At 71.0% G+C, this 19,051-nt stretch carries 16 protein-coding genes and 1 pseudogene; 8 read left to right on the top strand and 9 right to left on the bottom strand.

From position 1 onward, the window contains the following. Positions 1–34: 34 nt before the first annotated feature. The 4 genes and pseudogenes from AC0699_RS20425 to AC0699_RS20440 form a co-directional block, all read right to left on the bottom strand. On the bottom strand, positions 35–715 hold the full coding sequence (locus AC0699_RS20425) for a hypothetical protein (RefSeq protein ID WP_478662063.1): 681 nt from the start codon (positions 713–715) through the stop codon (positions 35–37). Positions 716–855: 140 nt separating this feature from the next. Beyond that, a complete protein-coding gene (locus AC0699_RS20430) occupies positions 856–2,844 on the bottom strand; it encodes an RICIN domain-containing protein (protein WP_478662065.1) in 1,989 nt (662 codons plus the stop codon). Positions 2,845–3,301: 457 nt separating this feature from the next. Then, complete coding sequence (locus AC0699_RS20435; RefSeq protein WP_478662067.1) at positions 3,302–3,568, bottom strand: DUF397 domain-containing protein; 267 nt, start codon at positions 3,566–3,568, stop codon at positions 3,302–3,304. After that, positions 3,525–4,377: pseudogene (locus tag AC0699_RS20440) on the bottom strand (helix-turn-helix domain-containing protein). The gene AC0699_RS20435 and the pseudogene AC0699_RS20440 overlap by 44 nt, the downstream one beginning before the upstream one ends. Before the next feature lie 356 nt (positions 4,378–4,733). On the opposite strand from AC0699_RS20440, the gene AC0699_RS20445 reads away from it, so the two are divergent. From AC0699_RS20445 to AC0699_RS20455, 3 genes are all read left to right on the top strand, one after another. Then, the gene (locus tag AC0699_RS20445; RefSeq protein WP_478662149.1) at positions 4,734–5,846 is read left to right on the top strand and encodes a DUF2330 domain-containing protein; all 1,113 of its coding nucleotides are present in this window, start codon (positions 4,734–4,736) and stop codon (positions 5,844–5,846) included. A 21-nt stretch (positions 5,847–5,867) separates the two neighbouring features. After that, entirely contained in the window at positions 5,868–6,536 is a 669-nt protein-coding gene (locus AC0699_RS20450) for an O-methyltransferase (protein WP_478662070.1), read from the top strand. A 122-nt stretch (positions 6,537–6,658) separates the two neighbouring features. Further along, on the top strand, positions 6,659–6,976 hold the full coding sequence (locus tag AC0699_RS20455) for an antibiotic biosynthesis monooxygenase family protein (protein WP_478662072.1): 318 nt from the start codon (positions 6,659–6,661) through the stop codon (positions 6,974–6,976). 126 nt (positions 6,977–7,102) lie between these two features. On the opposite strand, the gene gdhA is transcribed toward AC0699_RS20455, so the two are convergent. Continuing rightward, positions 7,103–8,464, bottom strand: coding sequence for an NADP-specific glutamate dehydrogenase (gdhA, locus tag AC0699_RS20460; protein WP_478662075.1), 1,362 nt, complete (start codon positions 8,462–8,464; stop codon positions 7,103–7,105). 349 nt (positions 8,465–8,813) lie between these two features. Between gdhA and AC0699_RS20465 the strand changes: the two genes are divergently transcribed. Then, positions 8,814–9,293 carry a GNAT family N-acetyltransferase gene (locus AC0699_RS20465; protein WP_478662078.1) on the top strand — a complete coding sequence of 160 codons (480 nt, stop codon included), beginning with the start codon at positions 8,814–8,816 and terminating at the stop codon, positions 9,291–9,293. Positions 9,294–9,409: 116 nt separating this feature from the next. Here AC0699_RS20465 and AC0699_RS20470 read toward each other — a convergent pair whose 3' ends face one another. Continuing rightward, positions 9,410–11,476: an MDR family MFS transporter gene (locus AC0699_RS20470; RefSeq protein ID WP_478662080.1), complete on the bottom strand. Its 2,067-nt coding sequence runs from the start codon at positions 11,474–11,476 to the stop codon at positions 9,410–9,412. A gap of 159 nt (positions 11,477–11,635) precedes the next feature. Between AC0699_RS20470 and AC0699_RS20475 the strand changes: the two genes are divergently transcribed. After that, positions 11,636–12,781 (top strand): peptidoglycan-binding domain-containing protein, encoded by a 1,146-nt coding sequence (locus AC0699_RS20475; protein ID WP_478662082.1) that lies wholly within the window; start codon positions 11,636–11,638, stop codon positions 12,779–12,781. Between the two features lie 53 nt (positions 12,782–12,834). Here AC0699_RS20475 and AC0699_RS20480 read toward each other — a convergent pair whose 3' ends face one another. Further along, on the bottom strand, positions 12,835–13,623 hold the full coding sequence (locus AC0699_RS20480) for a class I SAM-dependent methyltransferase (protein ID WP_478662084.1): 789 nt from the start codon (positions 13,621–13,623) through the stop codon (positions 12,835–12,837). Positions 13,624–13,872: 249 nt separating this feature from the next. Here AC0699_RS20480 and AC0699_RS20485 point away from each other — a divergent pair, with 249 nt between their 5' ends. Continuing rightward, positions 13,873–15,414, top strand: coding sequence for a hypothetical protein (locus AC0699_RS20485; RefSeq protein ID WP_478662086.1), 1,542 nt, complete (start codon positions 13,873–13,875; stop codon positions 15,412–15,414). A gap of 225 nt (positions 15,415–15,639) precedes the next feature. Next, entirely contained in the window at positions 15,640–16,311 is a 672-nt protein-coding gene (locus AC0699_RS20490; protein WP_478662088.1) for an HAD-IA family hydrolase, read from the top strand. 260 nt (positions 16,312–16,571) lie between these two features. Here the strand turns inward: AC0699_RS20490 and AC0699_RS20495 are convergent, their stop codons facing one another. Together AC0699_RS20495 and AC0699_RS20500 are read right to left on the bottom strand one after the other, a co-directional pair. Next, positions 16,572–17,156, bottom strand: coding sequence for a TMEM165/GDT1 family protein (locus AC0699_RS20495; RefSeq protein WP_478662091.1), 585 nt, complete (start codon positions 17,154–17,156; stop codon positions 16,572–16,574). A gap of 246 nt (positions 17,157–17,402) precedes the next feature. Beyond that, positions 17,403–18,164: an ABC transporter permease gene (locus tag AC0699_RS20500; protein WP_478662094.1), complete on the bottom strand. Its 762-nt coding sequence runs from the start codon at positions 18,162–18,164 to the stop codon at positions 17,403–17,405. Between the two features lie 184 nt (positions 18,165–18,348). Here AC0699_RS20500 and AC0699_RS20505 point away from each other — a divergent pair, with 184 nt between their 5' ends. Then, positions 18,349–19,002, top strand: coding sequence for an HNH endonuclease family protein (locus AC0699_RS20505; protein WP_478662097.1), 654 nt, complete (start codon positions 18,349–18,351; stop codon positions 19,000–19,002). The last annotated feature ends 49 nt before the right edge of the window (positions 19,003–19,051 follow it).

The following is a 19,051-nucleotide window of genomic DNA, read 5'->3' on the forward strand; positions in this document are numbered from 1 at the left end:
GCGCAAGGACCAAAACGCTGACAATGTCGCCGGGTCAGCGGTCGGCCCGCGCCCGAGCGCGCCGGGTACGCCATACGACGCCGGCCGCGGCCGCACACACCAGGAGGGCTGCGCCCCCCGCCACCAGCCAGGTGTCGGTGCCGGTCCCCGTACCGGAAGCTGCGGGCGAAGTGGCGGCGTCAGCCGTGCCGGTCCCTTCGCCGCCGCCGGGGCGCGCGGGTTCGGTGCTGCCGGAGCGCGCCGGGTCGGTGCTCGTGGCGGTCCCGGGCTGTGCCGTGCCCGGTACGGCCGAGACCCCCGGCTTCGCAGGGCTTGGGGCGGCCGTCGGCGAGGCAGGGGTGCCCGGAGAGACCGTGATCTCCTCCTGGTCACGGCCGAGCCCCGGATAGCCCACTTCAACAGTGACCTTCCAGCGCCCGGGCGGCAGCGCCTCGGCGGTGGTGTAGCCGGTCGTCGCCGCCGGGTCGCGGACCAGCTTCCAGGGGCCGACGGTCCTTCCGTCCGCGCCGACCGCGTTCACGGTGGCGGCGACCCGCTCGTCGACCGGGTCGTTGTCGTTCTCCCAGACGACGGTCGTCCGTACCCGGCCGAAGTCCTGTCCGGTGATCTCCACCTTCAGGGTGTCGCCGTGGGCCTGGGCACCGGTGGCGGTGGCCAGGGAAAGGGCCGATCCCGCCAGGGCGGCGGCTACGGCCGTGAGAAGGGCTCGGCGCATGACATGTGCTCCATGAGGGGGTGAGTGGGGTGACGGGGGTGAGGCGAGGGGGTGAGGCGAGGACGGCCGGCGGGCGCAGGCCCGCCGGCCGTCCTGTGCGACGTGAGGTCCGGAAGATCCGGAAGACAGGTCCTTGAGACTCAGGACGCTTTCTGGACCGTCCACATCTGGGCCGGTGCGCCCGCCGCGTTCTGCAGCTCGATCAGCCAGGACCCGTAGTACGGGCGGTTGCTGACGCCGAGGACGTAGCCGCTGTCGCCGGCGGTCACCTTCACCCCGCCGCCGCTGCCCGCGATCCTCCACCGCTGGGCCGCGATGTCGCGGCAGGGCTGCTGCGCCACCCACATACCGGGGGCGGGGGCGCCGCCGACCTGGAGGCACTTGCCCGAGACGGCCGAGCGGATGCGGCTGTAGCCGTTGCCCGCGCCGTCGAAGTACCACTGCTGCTGGGCGTATCCGTTGCGCTGCGAGCCGACCAGGACGGTGTTGTCCGCGCTCCGGCCGCCCCAGATCTCCGCGGCTGCCCCGGTCGCGCCGTTGGTGAGCAGATAGCGTGTGCCCGGCGTGGGCGTCATGCCGCCGCCGTCGCCGCCCGTGGTACGGAACGAGGTCGCCCTGCCCCTGCCGCTGTCCCGGCCGGAGGAGTCACGCACCGAGACGGCGACGGTGTAGTCCGTACCCGGCTTCAGGTTGTAGACGCGGACACTGGTCGTCTGAACCCAGCCCACGGCCTGGCCGTTCAGGAAGATCTGATACCAGACCGCGCCGCTGACGGGCTGCCAGCCGGCGACTGCGGAGTCCGGGGCGATCTGGCCGACCGTGACGTCGGGTCCGGTGCCGGATCCGTTCGTCGGGGTGGGCCGCGGGGTGGGCCCCGTGGTCGGGGTCGGGCTCGGGGTCGGGCCGGGGTTCGGGGTGGTCCCGGTGGCGGCCCTCATCAGGAACTGGTTGTCGGCGATGTTCCAGTGCGTGGCCAGATAGCTGCCCGGCCTGGGGCTGGTGTGGAAGTAGTCGTCGTGGTTGCAGTCCAGACGGTTCTCGTACTCCCCGTCCTGGCAGATGCTGCGCATCTTGGGGTAGTACGGGCTGTCCGAGTAGCACATGACGTCCCACTCGTCCGTGCAGTGCGCGCCCCGGCTGGTGTTGGGGGCGCTGTTGTTCACCGCCCCGAGGTTGTGGCCGAGCTCGTGCGCCGCGGTGTGTCCGCCCCAGCAGCCGGTGTCGGTACGGCCGTAGGAGGGGCCGAAGTTGCTGAGGTTGCTCTGGCCCGGACGCTCGTCACCGGCGAAGGTGCCGATACCGCAGTAGACCTGGGTGTCCGCGAAGATCATGTACTTGCGGTCGCGGCGGTCGAGGCCCTTGTCGGCCAGCGCCCTGTTGGTGGCGCTGAACTCGGCGAGCGCGGACGCCGGGAGCTCGATGTTGAGCACCGTCGGCGTGCAGTCGGCGGCCGTCACGTAGCGGATGTGCCGGACACCGCCGGTGTCCTTGGCGCTCTCCGAGTAGATGAGGTCGGCGTCGGCGGCCCACTTGCGGAACGACGGGAGGTACTCCGCGTACCGGTCCCTTCCGGGTGCGTGCGCGTACACGACCTGGACGCGGTTGCCGGTGTTGCCGTCGCTGTCGCACTGCACGGTCTGCCCCGCGGGGCCGTTCGCCGCGGGAGCGTTCGACGCCGAACCCCCGGCGGCGGGAGGGCCACCGGCCTTCCGTGCCGCGCCGTCGAGCGCGGGTGCGGCGGTGCGGGGAAGTTCACCCCCGGTGGACTTCGCGCTCCCCGCCTTGGTCGGATCCTCGGCGGGCGCGGCCGCCTTCACCGCGGGCGCGGTGTCCTTCTTGATGTCGACGCCCTTCGGAGGGGCGTCAGGGCCATGGGTGCAGTGACCGACTGACGTGCGGTACACCCCCGCGCACGGATCCCCCTCGGGCGCGGGCTTCAACCCCTCATAGACCATGCCCCGTTGCGGCTCGCTCTTCGGGACCTCGTCGAGCGGATCGGGTTCCTTCTCGCGCGCCGGCCCCTTCGCCGGCTCCGAGGCCACGGCGGGCTCCCCCTGGGCGAGCGGCAGTGAGCGGTCATCCCCTCCCGGCTGCGCCACCTGGTATGCCAGTCCGGCCACGACCGCCATCACTGCGACGGCGGCCGTGCCGAATATGAGCCGGCGGGGCCTACGACGCTGAGGTTTCTTGAGTCTTCGACGTCCGGGCAAGTTGCACCTCTTCCTTGGTCAGGGAACGGTGCGCGGAAGCTTGCCAGAACAAAAAGATGGATAATTCAGACAAATGAGACCGACTTTCCTGAAGTCGTCCCGTTACCGGCGCTATTGAATTGATGAACCGTCAACTCGACTGCTACGTAGGGCAGTTACGCGCGTCAACCCGCTGTGGTCCAGTCCATTTTAAGGATGTCGTAATCTGATCGAGATCTAGATCCGGGTTTGAATTGAGTTTCCGTCAATCGCGTTACTTACAGGCCGAATTGCCGCGATCACGAACGGTATGGAACGCCGGAATCGCCAATGCTCCGGAACGGCCGACGGGTCGACGGTCCGGTCGCCGGGAGGTCGCGCCCGAGGAGCGCCCGTATCAGCGCAGCGAGTCGACGAAGGCGCTGAAGGCGTCCGGGGTGAGGGTGAGGTGCGGGCCGTCGGGGACCTTGGAGTCGCGGACGGCGATGAGGTGGGCGGTTTCGGCGATCTCGACGCAGTCGCCGCCCTGGTCGCCGCTGTAGCTCGACTTACGCCAGGCGGCGCCGCCGAGGGGGGCGCATTCGACGCAGTCGCCGCCCTGGTCGCTGCTGTAGCTGGACTTACGCCACTGGGCGCCGGTCAGATGTGAGTTGCTGCTCCCCATAGCGATCCTCCATCGTGCGCCGAATCAGCGCGGCCGAGTCCTTGATGGACAGGGCGGCGGCCTGGAGGTGATCGTAACGGAGCGAACAGTTCTTGACGGTGTCCGGGTTGGCCGTCGGGTGCCCTTGCCCATAGCCCTCGGTGTAGACGATGGCCGGGTCGCCCGCGAAGCGGTAGAGGTTGAACGAGCCCGTCAGTCCGGCGTGGGCCCCCGCCGAGAACGGCAGCACCTGGATGTTGACGCGGAGGTCGTCCTCGTATGCCAACAGCTGAGCCAGTTGCTCCCTCATGACCACCGGGCTGCCGATCTCCTGGCACAGCGCCGCCTCCCCGAGGATCGCCCAGAACGCGGGCGGCTCGCCCGTGTCCAGAATGCGCTGCCGCGCGAGCCGGACCGTCGTGCGGTCGTCGAGTTTGCTGCGGTCCAGGGCGCCGAGGACGGCGCGCGCGTACGCCTGCGTCTGCAGCAGCCCGTGCACCATGTGCGTCTGGAAGGTGCAGATCTCCGTCGCGCGCGCCTCCAACTCGGCCACTTGTTGGAACCACGCGGGCAGTTGGCTCCGCAGCACCAGCCCGAGCATCCGGGTCAGTAACCCACCCGTCCCCAGCGCCGCGTCCACGGCTTGACTGAACGCCTCCGTCGGCAGCTTCCGCGCCGTACTCGATCTGCCCGACCAGCGACCCCGTGTAGTTGATGACGGCGCCCAGCTGCTTCTGCGTGAGCCCGGCGGCCTCGCGGTAGCGACGGAGCTCGTAGCCGTAGTAGTCGAGCGGCGAGGCGCCCGGGTCGAGGACGTTGATGTGGGTCACGCCGGTACCCCCTCGTGCGCAACGCCGCCCACTCCAGGACGGGTTGTATTCGGTCAGTAGCCGAGAGTAGCCGCCCGGCCCCACTCTCGTACCGTGAACGAAGACATCGCCCCCGCCCTCGCTCCCGCCCCCATTACGGCATGCACTTCACGGTCGGAGAGCACTCCGCCCGCCATGGGCACTGACGGGCAGGCTCGTACCGCCCGGACGACGGACCGGCCGGCGTTCGAATGGCGCGACCGCCGCGATGGGCGGATCATGGCTTGACGCGGCGATCCACCCGAGGGGGCGCCCTGCGGGCGCCCCCCCGGGCCGACGTCCGGAACCGTACAGTCCATCGCGTCGTCCGAATGGGCATGCGGGGGATGAACAGAATTCTGCTGGTGGTGGGCGCGCTGTTCGCGCTGCAGCTCGGCTCACTGATCGCGCCGGCGTACGCGTGCGGCTGCGGCGCGATGATCCCGGATGGGAAGTCGCGGATCCAGGTCGATCACGAGACGTCGGCGGTCCACTGGGACGGGCGTACCGAAGAGATCGTCATGCGCTTCACGGTGGACGGGGACGCGCCCCGGGCCGCCTGGATCATGCCGGTGCCCGGCCGGGCCACGGTCGAGCTGGGTGACGGCGCGCTCTTCGACGAGCTGTGGGAGCTGACCCAGCCCGAGGAGCGGACCCGACACTACTTCTGGCCGCGCGGCGGCGACTGGCCGTTTGACGTGACGGACGGCGCCGGGGCCGCGGAACAGCCTCGGGAGGCCGGCGCGCCACCCGTCGGCGTCGTCGGCCGTGAGCGGCTCGGCGACTTCGACGTGGCCCGGCTGACGGCCACGGACCCGGACGCACTGGGCGGCTGGCTCGACGAGAACGGCTTCGAGCTGCCGGAGCGGCTGGCGCCCGAGCTGAAGCCGTACGTCGACCAGAAGTGGGAGTACGTGGCGGTGCGGCTCGCGCCGGACCGTACGGACGCGACGCTGGGCGGCACGCTCGACCCTCTGCGGATCCGCTTCGCGAGCGAGCGGCTGGTCTACCCGATGCGGCTGTCGCGGCTCGCGCGGACGTCTCAGTCGCTGGGCCTGTACGTCCTCGCGCCGCACCGGATGGAGCCGCGTGACCGGATCGGTGGGGAAGCGCCCGAGGTGACGTTCGCGGGCGAGATCCGGCCCGGGGGCGCGGTCAAGGAGCTGACCGGGGGCGCGCCGATGTTCCTCACCGCGATCGAGCAGGAGTTCCCGGTGCCGTCGCGGATCGACGGGGACCACGAACTGCGGGCGGCCGACGCCGACGTGCCGTTCCGGCGGGTGGTGTACGACAACGAGCTGCTGACGGTCGCCGGGGTGCCGGTGTGGCTGCCGACGGTGGGCGGGGTGCTCGCCGTGGTGGTGACGGCGGTGCTGCTGCGGGCACGGGCACGGCGCCGCCGGGCGGTGGCGCCACCGGCGGCGGTGTACGTTCCGCCTCCGCTGTCCTGAGGCCTGGGATACGTTTCCCGTATGTCTGAACAGCAATGGAACGACGTAGACGCTTACTTCACCGATCTGCTGGCCCCGGCCGACGAGGCCCTGACCGCAGCCCTGGCCGCGAGTGACGCGGCCGGGCTGCCGCAGATCGCCGTCGCCCCGAACCAGGGCAAGCTGCTGCATCTGCTGGCCCTCGCCCAGGGCGCACAGAAGATCCTGGAGATCGGCACGCTCGGCGGCTACAGCACGATCTGGCTGGGCCGTGCGCTGCCCGCCGACGGGCAGTTGATCTCCCTCGAATACCTGCAGGAGCACGCGGACGTGGCCCGCGCCAACCTCGCCGGCGCCGGTCTCGACAAGACCGTCGAGGTGCGGGTCGGCCCGGCGCTCGACTCCCTGGCGCAGCTGGAGGCGGAGGGCGCGGGCCCGTTCGACCTGTTCTTCATCGACGCGGACAAGGTGAACAACCCGAACTACGTCGAGTGGGCGGTGAAACTGTCCCGGCCGGGCAGCCTGATCGTCGTCGACAACGTCGTACGCGGTGGTGCGGTGGCCGATGCCGCGAGCGAGGACGCGGCGGTCCGCGCGACCCGCCGGATGTTCGAGCTCGTGGCGGAGAACTCGCGGCTCACGGCGACGGCGGTGCAGACCGTGGGCGCGCGCGGATACGACGGATTCCTGCTGGCACGCGTCACCGGCTGAGCCGGGGGCCTTCACCGGCTGAGCGGGGGCCGGCAGCGTCCGGGGCGCGGGGGCCGGCAGCGTTCCGGGGCGGTCGCGTGCGCGTCCTACGAGCGCCGCGTTCCGCCCCATATGCTGCCCCCATGAGCGTAGTCAAGATCAACGTACTGACGGTGCCCTCCGAGCAGCGGGAGACGCTGGAGAAGCGCTTCGCGTCGCGCGCACACGCCGTCGAGAGCTCCGACGGCTTCGAATGGTTCGAGCTTCTCCGCCCCGTCGAGGGCACCGACGACTACCTGGTCTACACGCGGTGGCGCGACGAGGAGTCCTTTCAGGCCTGGATGGAAGGCCCCATGAAGGCGGCGCACCAGGGCGGCGGCGACCGTCCCAAGCCTGCGGCCAGCGGGTCCACGCTGTGGTCCTTCGAGGTCGTACAGCAGGCCGCCCCGAAACAGGACTGACGCTCGTCGCCCGCCGAGGGCGCGGACGCCGCACAGACACGTTTCGACGACCCGGCGAGCCGCCGTGCCGTCCGGCACAACCGCCCCCTGGCGCCACGCACCTGCGTGCCAGGGGGCGGTCTCGTGTCAGATGAGGCCCTGGGCCAGCATCGCGTCCGCCACCCGCTCGAAGCCGAGGATGTTCGCGCCCGCGACATAGTCACCGGGCCGGCCGTAGCGTTCCGCCGTCTCGTGGACGGTGTCGTGGATGCGGCGCATCACCTGGGCCAGTTCGTCCTCGACCCGGGCGGAAGGCCAGCTGTCGCGGGCCGCGTTCTGACGCATCTCCAGGGCGCTGGTGGCCACCCCGCCCGCGTTCGCGGCCTTCGCCGGGCCGAAGGCGACGCCCGCCTCGCGCAGGACGCGGACCGCCGCCGGGGTGGTGGGCATGTTCGCGCCCTCCGAGACGGCCTTCACACCGTTGCGTACGAGCGTGACGGCGTCCTCCGCGGTCAGTTCGTTCTGGGTCGCGGACGGCAGTGCCACATCGGTGGGCACGTCCCACACGCTGCCGCCCGCGACGTAGCGGGCGGAGGCGCCGCGGCGGTCCGCGTAGTCGCTCACCCGGCCCCGCTCGACCTCCTTGATCTGCTTGAGCAGGGGCAGGTCGATGCCCTTCTCGTCGACGACGTAACCGGCCGAGTCGGAGACGGTGCGGACGTGAGCGCCCAGCGCCTGGGCCTTCTCGACGGTGTAGAGGGCCACATTGCCCGAGCCCGAGACGGTGACCTGCTGGCCGGCGAGGTGCTCGCCGCGCACCTTCAGCATCTCGGCCGTGAAGAGCACGTTGCCGTAACCGGTGGCCTCGGTGCGTACGTGGGAGCCGCCCCACGCGGTGCCCTTTCCGGTCAGGACACCGGCCTCCCAGCGGTTGGTGATGCGCCGGTACTGGCCGAAGAGGAAGCCGATCTCCCGGCCGCCGACCCCGATGTCGCCCGCGGGCACGTCGGTGTTCTCGCCGAGGTGGCGGTGGAGCTCGGTCATGAAGGACTGGCAGAAGCGCATGACTTCGGCGTCCGACCGGCCGCGCGGGTCGAAGTCGCTGCCGCCCTTGCCGCCGCCGATTCCCAGGCCGGTCAGGGCGTTCTTGAAGATCTGCTCGAAGCCGAGGAACTTCACGATCCCGAGGTTGACGGAGGGATGGAAGCGCAGTCCGCCCTTGTAGGGGCCGAGCGCGCTGTTGAACTCCACGCGGAAGCCGCGGTTGACGTGGATCTCGCCGCGGTCGTCCTGCCAGGGCACACGGAAGATGAGCTGCCGCTCCGGCTCGGCCATGCGCTCGACCAGCTTGGCCTCGCGGAACTCGGGGCGGAGGCTGATCACCGGTGCGAGCGTCTCCAGCACTTCGCGTACGGCCTGGTGGAACTCGGGCTCACCGGGATTGCGCTGCAGAACGGCTTGCTCCAGGGCTTCGAGCCATGTGGTGGCGCTGGAGGCGGTGGATGGCATCAGGTGCGTTCCTTTTCCTTCGGCACTACTTCGGCAGTACTTCGGCAGTACTTCGACGGGCACTCGGCGGGCACTCGGCGGGTGTCCTCCGAGCTTCGGTGCGGCTCAGGCTGTGAAACGGTACCGACCAGGGCGGGGACACGACGCGACGGGCTTCGTGGGCTTCGGACTCGTACTCGGACTCTGACTCGTGCTCGGACTCGTACTCGGACTCGTACTCGGACTCGTAGGTATACGTAGATCCGGCCGTCGATCGTCGATCATGGGACCGCCTGCTCGGGCGGCCTCACGGACGCATGCCGCCAAATTCGTTCGCCGGACGGCCGCCGGATCAGGTACAGAGATCAACATGACGACCTGGTCCATACTCCTCGAGCGCTTCGACACCCCGGCCGCCACCACTCTTCGGCGCGACTACTACGCCGAGGTCGCCGGCCGCTACTGGGACCGGCCCGCGACCGAGGCAGAAGTCGACGAGGGCCTTGCCGGTGACGGGGTGGAGCGACTCGCGGCCCCCACCGGGGAGTTCGTCGTGGGCCGGTACGGCGGTGCGGCCGGTTCGTGCGGAGGGGTGCTGATGCTGGACGGGCGGACCGCCGAGCTGACGCGGGTGTACGTGCGGCCCGAGTTCCGCGGGTCCGGGGGCGGGCCCCTGCTGCTGGCAGCGCTGGAGTCCGCGGCCGCCGGGCTGGGCGCGCGGCGCATGGTGCTCAACACCCGGCTGGATCTGATCGAGGCCCGCACCCTGTACACGAGGAACGGCTACCGGGAGATCCCGGCGTACTGCGAGGGCCCGTACATGGAGGTCTGGTACGGCAAGGACCTCTGACCGGGCGGGCTGTGGCTCGCACTCGGGCCCGGGCTCGGGCTCGGACTCGGGCTCGGGCTCGGATTTCGGGCCCAGGCCCAAGCCCAGGCCCAGCCCAGCCCGAGCCCGGGACGTCGTCAGCGGTAGTGCCAGGCCTGGTGGTCGCGGTGCGGGGCGCTGGCGTACGGGCGTTCGCCGTCCGAGCCGCAGAGTTCGGCGGTGAGTTCCTTCACCAGCTGGATCAGGTCCGTGGGGCGGTCCGGACCCCACCAGTCGCCGAGCAGCTCGGCCAGCGACTCCTCCCGGGCCGCCGACAGCTTCGCCGCCGTTTCGACACCCTTGTCGGTGAGCATCAGCGCCAGCCCCTCGCGCCGGGCCAGCCGGCGCTCCTCCACCTGCCGCGACGCCTCGGTGATCGCCTTGATCGGTACGGGAGTGACATCGGCAAGCAGGGCGGGCTCGACCATGCCGTGCCGTTTGATGCGCAGCAGCAGCCAGCTCGCCGCGGGGCTCAGGTCCACACCGGCCTTCGTGGTGATCTTGACGTAGATCGCCTTCCGGCCCTCGCGGGAGCCGAGCACCGACAGGGCGCGGGCGCATTCGTCGTACGAGGAGCGATGGACCGGGTTGGAGGCGAGAGTCTCGCTCACCTCGGGCGCGGTGACCGAGCCGCGCAGCTTGTCCTCCCTCAGGAAACAGGCGACGACGAACGCGATGACGACGACCGGCGCCGCATAGAGGAAGACGTCCGTGATCGATGTCGCGTACGCGTGCAGGACGGACTGCCGCAGGTCGGGCGGGAGTTGTGAAATGGCCCGCGGGTCGGCGGCCAGCTCACCGGGGCCGGTACCGGGCGGCAGCGGCCGCCCCGCGAGCGCGTCGGCGAGCCTCACGCGGAGCCCGCTCGTGAAGACGGTGCCGAAGGCGGCGACGCCGAACGACGCCCCGATGGAACGGAAGAAGGTCGCGCCCGATGTGGCGACGCCGAGGTCCTCGTAACTGACGGCGTTCTGCACGACGAGCACCAGCACCTGCATCACCAGGCCGAGTCCGGCGCCGAAGACGAAGAAGTAGACGCTCATCTCCCAGGTGGAGGTGGATTCGGTCAGCTGGTGCAGCAGAAGCAGACCGATGGCGGTCACGCCGGTGCCCACGATCGGGAAGACCTTCCACCGTCCCGTACGGCTGACGATCTGGCCCGAGAGGGTGGAGGTGATCAGCAGACCGAACACCAGCGGCAGCAGGTGCACCCCGGACAGGGTGGGGGACACGCCCTGAACGACCTGCAGGAACGTCGGCAGATAGACCATCGCGCCGAACATCGCGAAGCCCACGATGAAGCTGATGACGGAGACGAGCGTGAACGTGCGGATCCGGAAGAGCCGCAGCGGCAGTACGGGCTCGACGGCGCGGCGTTCCGCGTACACGAAAGCGACGAGCAGGACGATCCCGAGGACGGCGAGACCGATGATCTGCGCCGAGTCCCAGGCCCAGGTGGTGCCGCCGAGGGACGCGACGACGACCAGGCAGGTGGCCACGGAGGCGATCAGGAACGTACCGAGGTAGTCGATGGTGTGCCGGGTCGCGCGCACCGGGATGTGCAGAACCGTGGCGATCACGAAGAGGGCCACGATGCCGATGGGCAGGTTGATGTAGAACACCCAGCGCCAGGTGAGGTGTTGGGTGAAGAGCCCGCCGAGCAGCGGCCCGAGCACGCTGGTCGCTCCGAAGACGGCGCCGAACAGTCCCTGGTACCTGCCTCGTTCACGGGGCGAGACGATGTCGCCGACGATCGCCATCGACAGCACCATGAGGCCGCCGCCGCCGAGGCCCTGGAGCGCGCGGAAGCCGATGAGTTGCGGCATGTTCTGGGCGATGCCGCACAGCGCGGAGCCGATGAGGAAGATGACGATCGCGGCCTGGAAGAGCTTCTTGCGGCCGTACTGGTCACCCAGCTTGCCCCAGAGCGGGGTGGCGGCGGTGGAGGCCAGCATGTACGCCGTGACGACCCAGGACAGGTGCTCCAGGCCGCCGAGGTCGCTGACGATGGTCGGCAGGGCGGTGGAGACGATGGTCTGGTCGAGCGAGGCGAGGAGCATGCCGAGCAGCAACGCGCTGATCGCGACGAGAACGGTCCGGCGGTTCTGCCCTCCGCCGGGCATCGGGCCCGGGCTCACGGCCGGGTGCCTGAGTTCCTGCGCCATGGAGCACTCCTCTGGTCGGCAGCACCCTTTCTGCTTCTCCTTCTGCTTCTCCCATCCTGGGTGTTCCGGTCGGTTACGGCCTGCCGGAAGGGGAGCCCGTGGGAGCGGCCGAAGGATGGGCTGCATAATCGCAGGCAGCTCAAGGGGAGGGGACCCACGATGACGGGACACATATGTCCTGAATGCGGCAGGCAGGTGGACGCGGACGGCAGACCCGGCCAGGGCCGCGGCTGCGCCTGCGCGGAGACCACGGCCGCGGAGGACTTCAATCCGCTGCGCATCCGCCCGTATGTGGGCCTCCCGTCCCCGGCGGAGCCGTCCGCGCCGGGGGTCTCGTCCGTACCGGGGATTCCGTCCGTACCGGGGATTCCGTTCGCGCCGGGGATTCCGTCCGCACCGGAGATCTCGTCCGCGCCGGAGATCTCGTCCGCGCCGGAGATCTCGTCCGCGCCGGGGATTCCGTCCCTGCCGGGGCCGGAGGCCTCACTTCCGGCCCCGGCCGGGGCTGCGGAGCCGCCGTACGGGTACGCCCCACCCGGCGACGGCGAGGCGACCGCGCCCCTGCCGGTGATCCCCGGGCCGACGGACGAGGCCGCGTACACGGTTGCGGACACGGCTGACGACACGGTTGCGGACACGCATGTGTACGTGACCGGTCACCGCCGGGTAGCGGAGCGCGGGCGACGCCGGGGGCCCGGGGTGCTGCTCGCCGCGGCGGCCGTCGTCGCCGTACTCGGGGCCGCCGCGTTCGCCGGCGGGCTGCTCACCAAGGAGGAGGACGGGCAGGACCGGGCACTGCCCGACCTGGAGAGCCCCGAGCCCTTCCTGACCGCCGCCCCCGACGGGCCCTCGTCCTCGCCCGATTCCCCGAGCACCTCCGCGTCCTCCGCCCCGGACAGGCCCACCACGTCCGCGTCGGCGACGTCCTCCCCCGGCGGCGGCCCGTCGTCCTCGGCCGCCGCGCCGTCCACCACGGCCGGGGCGTCGCTCCAGGTCTCCCGGGCGACCCCGTCCACCTCGGCCGGCAACGTCACGACCCTGAGCCCCGGCGACAGTGGCGAAGAGGTCGTCGAGCTCCAGCAGCGCCTCGACCAGGTCTGGCTCTACGACGGCCCGCCCCACGGCAAATACGACGGCCGCGTCGAGGACGCCGTGGCCGAGTACCAGGCCTCCCGAGGCATCGACGGCGACCCGGAAGGCGTCTACGGCCCGGAGACCCGCCGCGCCCTGGAAGCGGAGACGGAGTACCCGTACGACGGGTGGGACGGGGACGGCGGCGGGGGGCGCGGCGGGCGCGGTAACTAGAGGGTGGCTTGCTTGTGGATCTCGCCGGGCAAGATCCACAAGCCACCCCTTGGCTAGCCGTGCGTGACGCGGAGTTTCGACTGGCCGTGCGGCAGGCGTTCCCAGTCGTCCATGAAACGGGCGGCGAGGCCGTGCTTCTCAGCCAGTCGGACCAGCGTCTCCGTGCGGTAGTAGAAGTCCTCACGCAGCACTTGGTGCTCGGCTCCCACGGTGCGGTCGTACGTGAAGTCGAAGAAGCCGCCGGGGGCCAGCACGCGCCCGACGTTCGAGAGGCATTCGTCGATGACTTCCAGAGGTGAGTGCGAGAAGACACTGTGGGCGTGGACGACCGTGAACCAGGCGTCCGGGAGGAAGTCGAACGTCAGGTTGTCGACGGGGGTCAGGTGGGGCAGCTTCCGCTGGACGCCGTACCGGACCAGGGTCTTCTTGGCCTCGATGAGGATGTCGGGCGAGATGTCGATGCCGTAGTAGTGACCGGGCTCGAGGTGGTCGATGAACCGCCACCCGGCACGCAGATTGCCGCAGCCGATCTCCAGCATCCGGTCCTGGGGCTTCAGCCCGTGCTCGATCAGGTAGTCGAACTGCATCTGTCCGATGGCCAGCCAGCGCGCGTGCGACGGTTTGCCGCCGACCGCGGCCTCCGGGCTTCGCGCCGTGTCCGAGGCCATCACCGCCCGGTAGTAGCCGACGTGGTTCCCGCGGTGTCTGACCCTCAGCAGGCTGTCCCGCGCCGCCCGGCGCAGATGCGGCAGCACACGTCCAGGGTGGCCCAGCACGTATCGCACCTTGTGGCGGAGGGTCGAGCGGTTCGTCGACAGACGCGAGGCGTGTGTGTGCGGCATGACGGCCTCCAAGCATCCACGGTCTTCGAGTTTCGCGCATACCTTCGGATTCTCCGATGATCCTCCGGATGCTCGGATGATCCTCGCGGATGGGTGGCCGGGCAACGGCACGCGCAGCTACGGAATCGCCGCCTCCACTCCTTTGGGCAAGCCGTTCGGCCGAGTGCCACTCATGTGTGGTGAGCTACGGCGGTCCCTCGGAGCGTGGAAGGCGCAAGCACCCGGAACCGCTTCGAGTGAGGTCGCGCCATGCCGGAATCACGCTTGGTCTCGCAGAGAGCGGCGCGAGTACGCAGGGGCAGGGGCAAGGACAGGGACAGGGACAGCGGCAGGGCCTGGGGCTGGGGTTGGGGCCCGGGCCGGCCCGAGGCTCCGGCGTCCGCTCGCCCGCTGCCCTGGCTCGCGGCCGTCGCCGTGGCCTTCACGCTCACCCAACTGGTCCTGGTGGCGCCTGGTCTGGGACTGGGCTGGGACGAAACCGTGTACGTCAGCCAGGTCAGCCCGCAGGCCCCCGCGGCGTTCTTCAGCGCGCCCCGGGCTCGGGGCATCACGTTCCTCGTCGCCCCGGTCGCGGCACTGACCACCTCCGTGGAGGCTCTCCGCGTCCACATGGCCGTGCTGTCCGGCTGCGGGCTGTTCCTCGCGCTGTGGGTGTGGCGGCGGATGCTGCCCGGCCCTGTGCTCGCGGTCGCCGGGACGGCTTTCGCGAGCCTGTGGATCACGGCGTACTACGGCCCGCAGGCGATGCCCAACCTATGGGTCGCCTACGGGGCGCTGGCCGCGACCGGCTGCTTCCTGCGGGCGGCCAGGGACCCTGGTGACCGCCGCGCACTGGCCGGCCTCGGTGCCGCTGTGGCGTTCGTGGCGCTGATGCGGCCGTCGGACGCGCTGTGGCTGGTTCTGCCTCTCGCGGCGGTGGCCCTGCTCGTGGGCGGAAGCCGCCGGCCGGTGCTGCTCGCCGTCCTCGCCGTCTCCATGGGCCTCGGCTGCGCCGAATGGATCATCGAGGCGTACCTCCGTTACGGCGGCCTGTCCACGCGGTTGCGGCGGGCGAGCGAGATCCAGGGGCACCTGGGCTGGTACGTGGCGGTCGACGACCACGTCCGGGCGCTGGGCGGGCGTACCCTCTGCCGCCCCTGCGACGTGCCGTGGCGAAACCCGGTCACCGCGCTGTGGTTCTTCGCGGTGCCGTTGCTCGTCGCGGGGGGACTGTGGGCAGCTGCCCGCGCCCGGCTCCGGACCGAGATCCTGACCGCGTCGCTGGTGGGGCTGTCGCTGGCGGTGCCGTACCTGTTCACCGTCGACTACGCGGCTCCGCGCTTCCTGCTGCCGGCGTACGCGCTCCTGTCCCTGCCCGTGGCGCTGTGCCTGGTCGGCGTCTGCCGAGCCTGGCGCCCGGCTGCGGTCGTTCTGGTCGCCGTGGCCGTCGTGGCGCATCTGGCCATCCAGTACGTCGTGCTCAACTCGGTGGTGCAGCGCGTACGCGCCGACAGGGCGGTCCACAGCCGCATCGCCGCCGTGCTCCAAGCCCATGGTGTGCGCCCGCCGTGCCTGGTCACCGGGGAGGAGGCCATCCGCGTCGCGTTCCGCACCGGCTGCGCCTCCCGCCAGCCGGGCGGACATGACGGGAGCATCACCCCGGCGGGCATCGCCGCCGCGGCCCGTCGCCAACCGGTCGCGGTCCTGCTCGCCGGCGATCGCCCGCCTCCGTCGTACGCGCGCACTTGGCGCGTTCAGCCCCTGCCGGCCCTGGGCGGCCGGGCGGACTACCGGGCCTACCTGTCGCCCTAGGTGTTCTGTCCGGGGATCCGTCTTCACCGTCTCCTGGACCGGCAGTCCAAGGGACCTTCGCCGTCCGGCACCGGTCCGCGAGGGCCTGTCCGGCCGCGGCGTCGAGGGTGCACTGGCGCACGGGCCCAGTATTTTGTATCGTAGGAAAACAAAGTGGCTCCCGCTCGCACTCCCTGACCGGTGAGCGGGAGCCGCTCTGCCCTTTCTTTCCCCTGGAGTACGCCGATGCCGGCCACCGCCACCCCGTCCGTACTGACCGCCGGCGCCCTCCTGCTCGACATGGACGGCACCCTCGTCAATTCGGACGCGGTCGTGGAGCGCGTCTGGCGGCGCTGGGCCGTCGAGCACGGCCTCGCCCCGGAGGAGACACTCAAGGTCGTCCACGGCCGGCAGGGCTACGCCACGATGGCCGCCCTCCTGCCGGACCGGCCGATGGAGGAGAACCACGCCGAGAACCGCGTGCTGCTCGCGCAGGAGACCGCCGACCTCGACGGCGTCGTCCCGGTCGCGGGCGCGCCCGCCTTCATGGACGCCATCGCCGCCCTGCCGCACGCGCTGGTCACCTCGGCCGACGAGGCCCTCGCCCAGGCCCGGATGGGCGCCGCGGGGCTGCGCATGCCGGAGGTGCGGGTCACCGCGGAGTGCGTCGGCGCCAGCAAGCCTGATCCGGAGGGCTTCCTCAAGGGCGCGGCGGAGCTGGGCTTCGCACCGGCGGAGTGCGTGGTGTTCGAGGACTCGGAAGCGGGCATTACGGCCGCACGCGCCGCCGGGATGCGGGTGGTGGGGATCGGTCCGCGTGCCGCCGCGTTCGCCCCGGACGTCCACGTCCGGGACCTCACCGCGCTGCGGGTGACGGCGACGGCCGACGGCTCGATCAGCCTGACCGTCACGGCCTGACCGTCACGGCCTGACCTCGCCGGCCCAGGTCGCGGGGCCCTGCCCACCCGAACCCTCCCCACCCCTCCCCGCAGCGTCGATGTGCGGCTCCGCCGCGTGGGGGCTCCGCCCCGAGCCCCGCGATTCCCTCGGCGGTGCCCATGCTCGGCCCGTCCGGCGCTTGAGTACGGAACCCGGCCCCCACCAACGGGAACCAGCACGCGTCCACCCCCGCCAGAGGCTCCGGGCACAGCCCCGCCAGGACCCCAGGGAGCCCCGGTTCAGCCCGCGATCGCCTCGTACAGGCTGAATCCCGCCAGCGCCAGCATCAGCCCCGCCGCCACCTTGGTGATCAACCGCAGCGGCACGTACTTCATCAGCGTCCGGCCACCCACGATGCCGAGGCCCGCGACCGCCCACAGGGCCAGCACCGCGCCGAGGCCGACCGAGAGCGGGTTGTCGTAACGAGCGGCGAGGTTCGCGGTCATGATCTGGGTCAGATCGCCGAACTCCGCGATCAGGATCAGCATGAATCCGGCGCCGGAGACCTTCCAGAAGGACTGGTCGGCCGGCGCCTTGATCTTCTCCTCGTCCTCGTCGTCCTTCTTCAGCAGCAGCATCGCCGCGCCCGCGAGGAACAGCACACCGACGACCGCCTGGACCAGCCGGTGCGGCAGCAGCGTCAGCACGCTGCCCGCGGCGATGGCGAGTCCGACATGGATGGCGAAGGCCGCCGCGACTCCGGCGAAGACGTACGACGCCCGGTAGCGCGTCCCGAGCATCAGCCCGGCGAGGGCCGTCTTGTCGGGGAGTTCGGCGAGAAAGACGACACCGAAGGTGATCGCCATGATCGTGAAGCTCAGCACGGGTGGGGTTCCTCAATCGGTCGGGCACCGCCGCACCGAGAGACCTGAGCGTTTCAGGGGTCGCTTCGGCACGGCAGCGCCATGAATGGTCATGGATCACTGCTGGCCGAAGGTCTCGCTGGCGAGCCACGCTGGGCGGCCGCCTCCGGGCGCCGGCCGAGACGAGCTCGGCAGTATGTCGACGTTCCGGCGAAGAGCTACTCCCCTTCCGCTCCGACCAGGGTACGCGAAGCCCGAACCGCTCCGTCAGGGACCAAGGTCCTTGACTCCGTCCCTGTGCAGCAGCCCCCGCGCCACCAGCTCCAGCACCAGTGCGACCGCGACCGCCTGCACCGCCATCAGCGCCACCAGCACGAACAGCTGCACCGCACCCGCCTGGAGCGGTGACGCCCCGCCCAGCAGCATCCCCACGAACGCGCCGGGGAGCGTGACCAGGCCCACCGTCCTGGTCTGGTCGAGCCCGGGCAGCAGCGCGTCGGACGCCGCCTCCCGTGCCACTTCCATCCGGGCGTCGCGGCCGGGCAGGCCGAGCGCCATCCCGGCCTCCACCTCGCCGTGCCGCATCGTGAGCTCGTCGAGCGCGCGCCGCCCGCCGAGGACCGTCGCGGTGAGCGCCCCGCCGATGAGGATCCCGGTGACCGGGATGAGCGCGATGCCCTTGACCGGGACGAGCCCGGTGAGCAGCAGCGCGGCGACGACGGGGGCGACGCCCGCGCCGATCGGAAGGGCCGTGCGCCACCAGGTGCCGTTGGGGGTGATCCGGCGCCCCGCGGTGCGTACGGCGACGGCGTACATCACCAGCAGGAAGCCGAGCAGCAATGGGACGGAGTGGACCACCCAGCCGATCACCAGGGAGACCGCGGTGAGCTGCACGGCGGCGCGCACCCCGGCGACGGCGATCTCGCGGGAGCGGGAGCGTCCGAGGTGCGCGAGGGCGGCGACGGCGGCCGCGGCTGCCAGCAGCGCGGCCAGTACGACCCCGAATGTGACGTTCACCGGCAGGAGCACGCGCCCAACCCTAATCGGGCGGAGGTGAATTGCCGGGGCGTCAGAAGCCTTGTCGTGACGTGTTCATGTCGCCACTCTGTTACCTGGCGCCCATCCCCGGGCAACCTGGCGCCGCCACGATGGCCCGGGCTCTGCCCGCAGGGCTCGCAACCGGCCAACGCCCCCCACTTCCAGAGGAGTTCGCATGTCAGGTGTCTACGCGCGTCAACTTTCCCGCACCGCCATGCTCGCCGCATCCGCCGCGCTCGCCTCGGCCGCCACACTGCTCAGCGCGCCGGCCGCCCAGGCCGCCCCGCCCACCCCGGTCAGCGCCGCCACCGCCCGCACGTACCTGAGCCAGCTGACCGTCAAGGCGGAAGGTTCCTCCACCGGTTACAGCCGCGACAAGTTCCCGCACTGGATCACCCAGTCGGGCACCTGCAACACGCGCGAGGTCGTCCTCAAGCGCGACGGCTCGGGCGTCGTCCAAGACTCCAGCTGCGCCGCGGTCAGCGGCAGTTGGTACTCCCCGTACGACGGTGCCACCTGGACCGCCGCCTCGGACATCGACATCGACCACATCGTCCCGCTCGCCGAGGCCTGGCGCTCCGGCGCCAGCTCCTGGTCCACCTCGTCGCGCCAGGCCTTCGCCAACGATCTGACCCGCCCGCAGCTCATCGCCGTCACCGACAACGTGAACCAGGCCAAGGGCGACCAGGACCCGGCCGAGTGGCTTCCGCCGCGCTCCTCCTACAACTGCACCTACGCCCGGATGTGGGTGCACACGAAGTACTACTGGAACCTTTCGGTCGACTCGGCCGAGAAGTCCGCACTGCAGTCCATCCTGAACGGCTGCTGAACAGGGGCTGACCGGTCCGTCCGGCAAGGAACCGCGCTACCCTCCCCCG

The organism is Streptomyces sp. NPDC043870 (assembly GCF_056435785.1).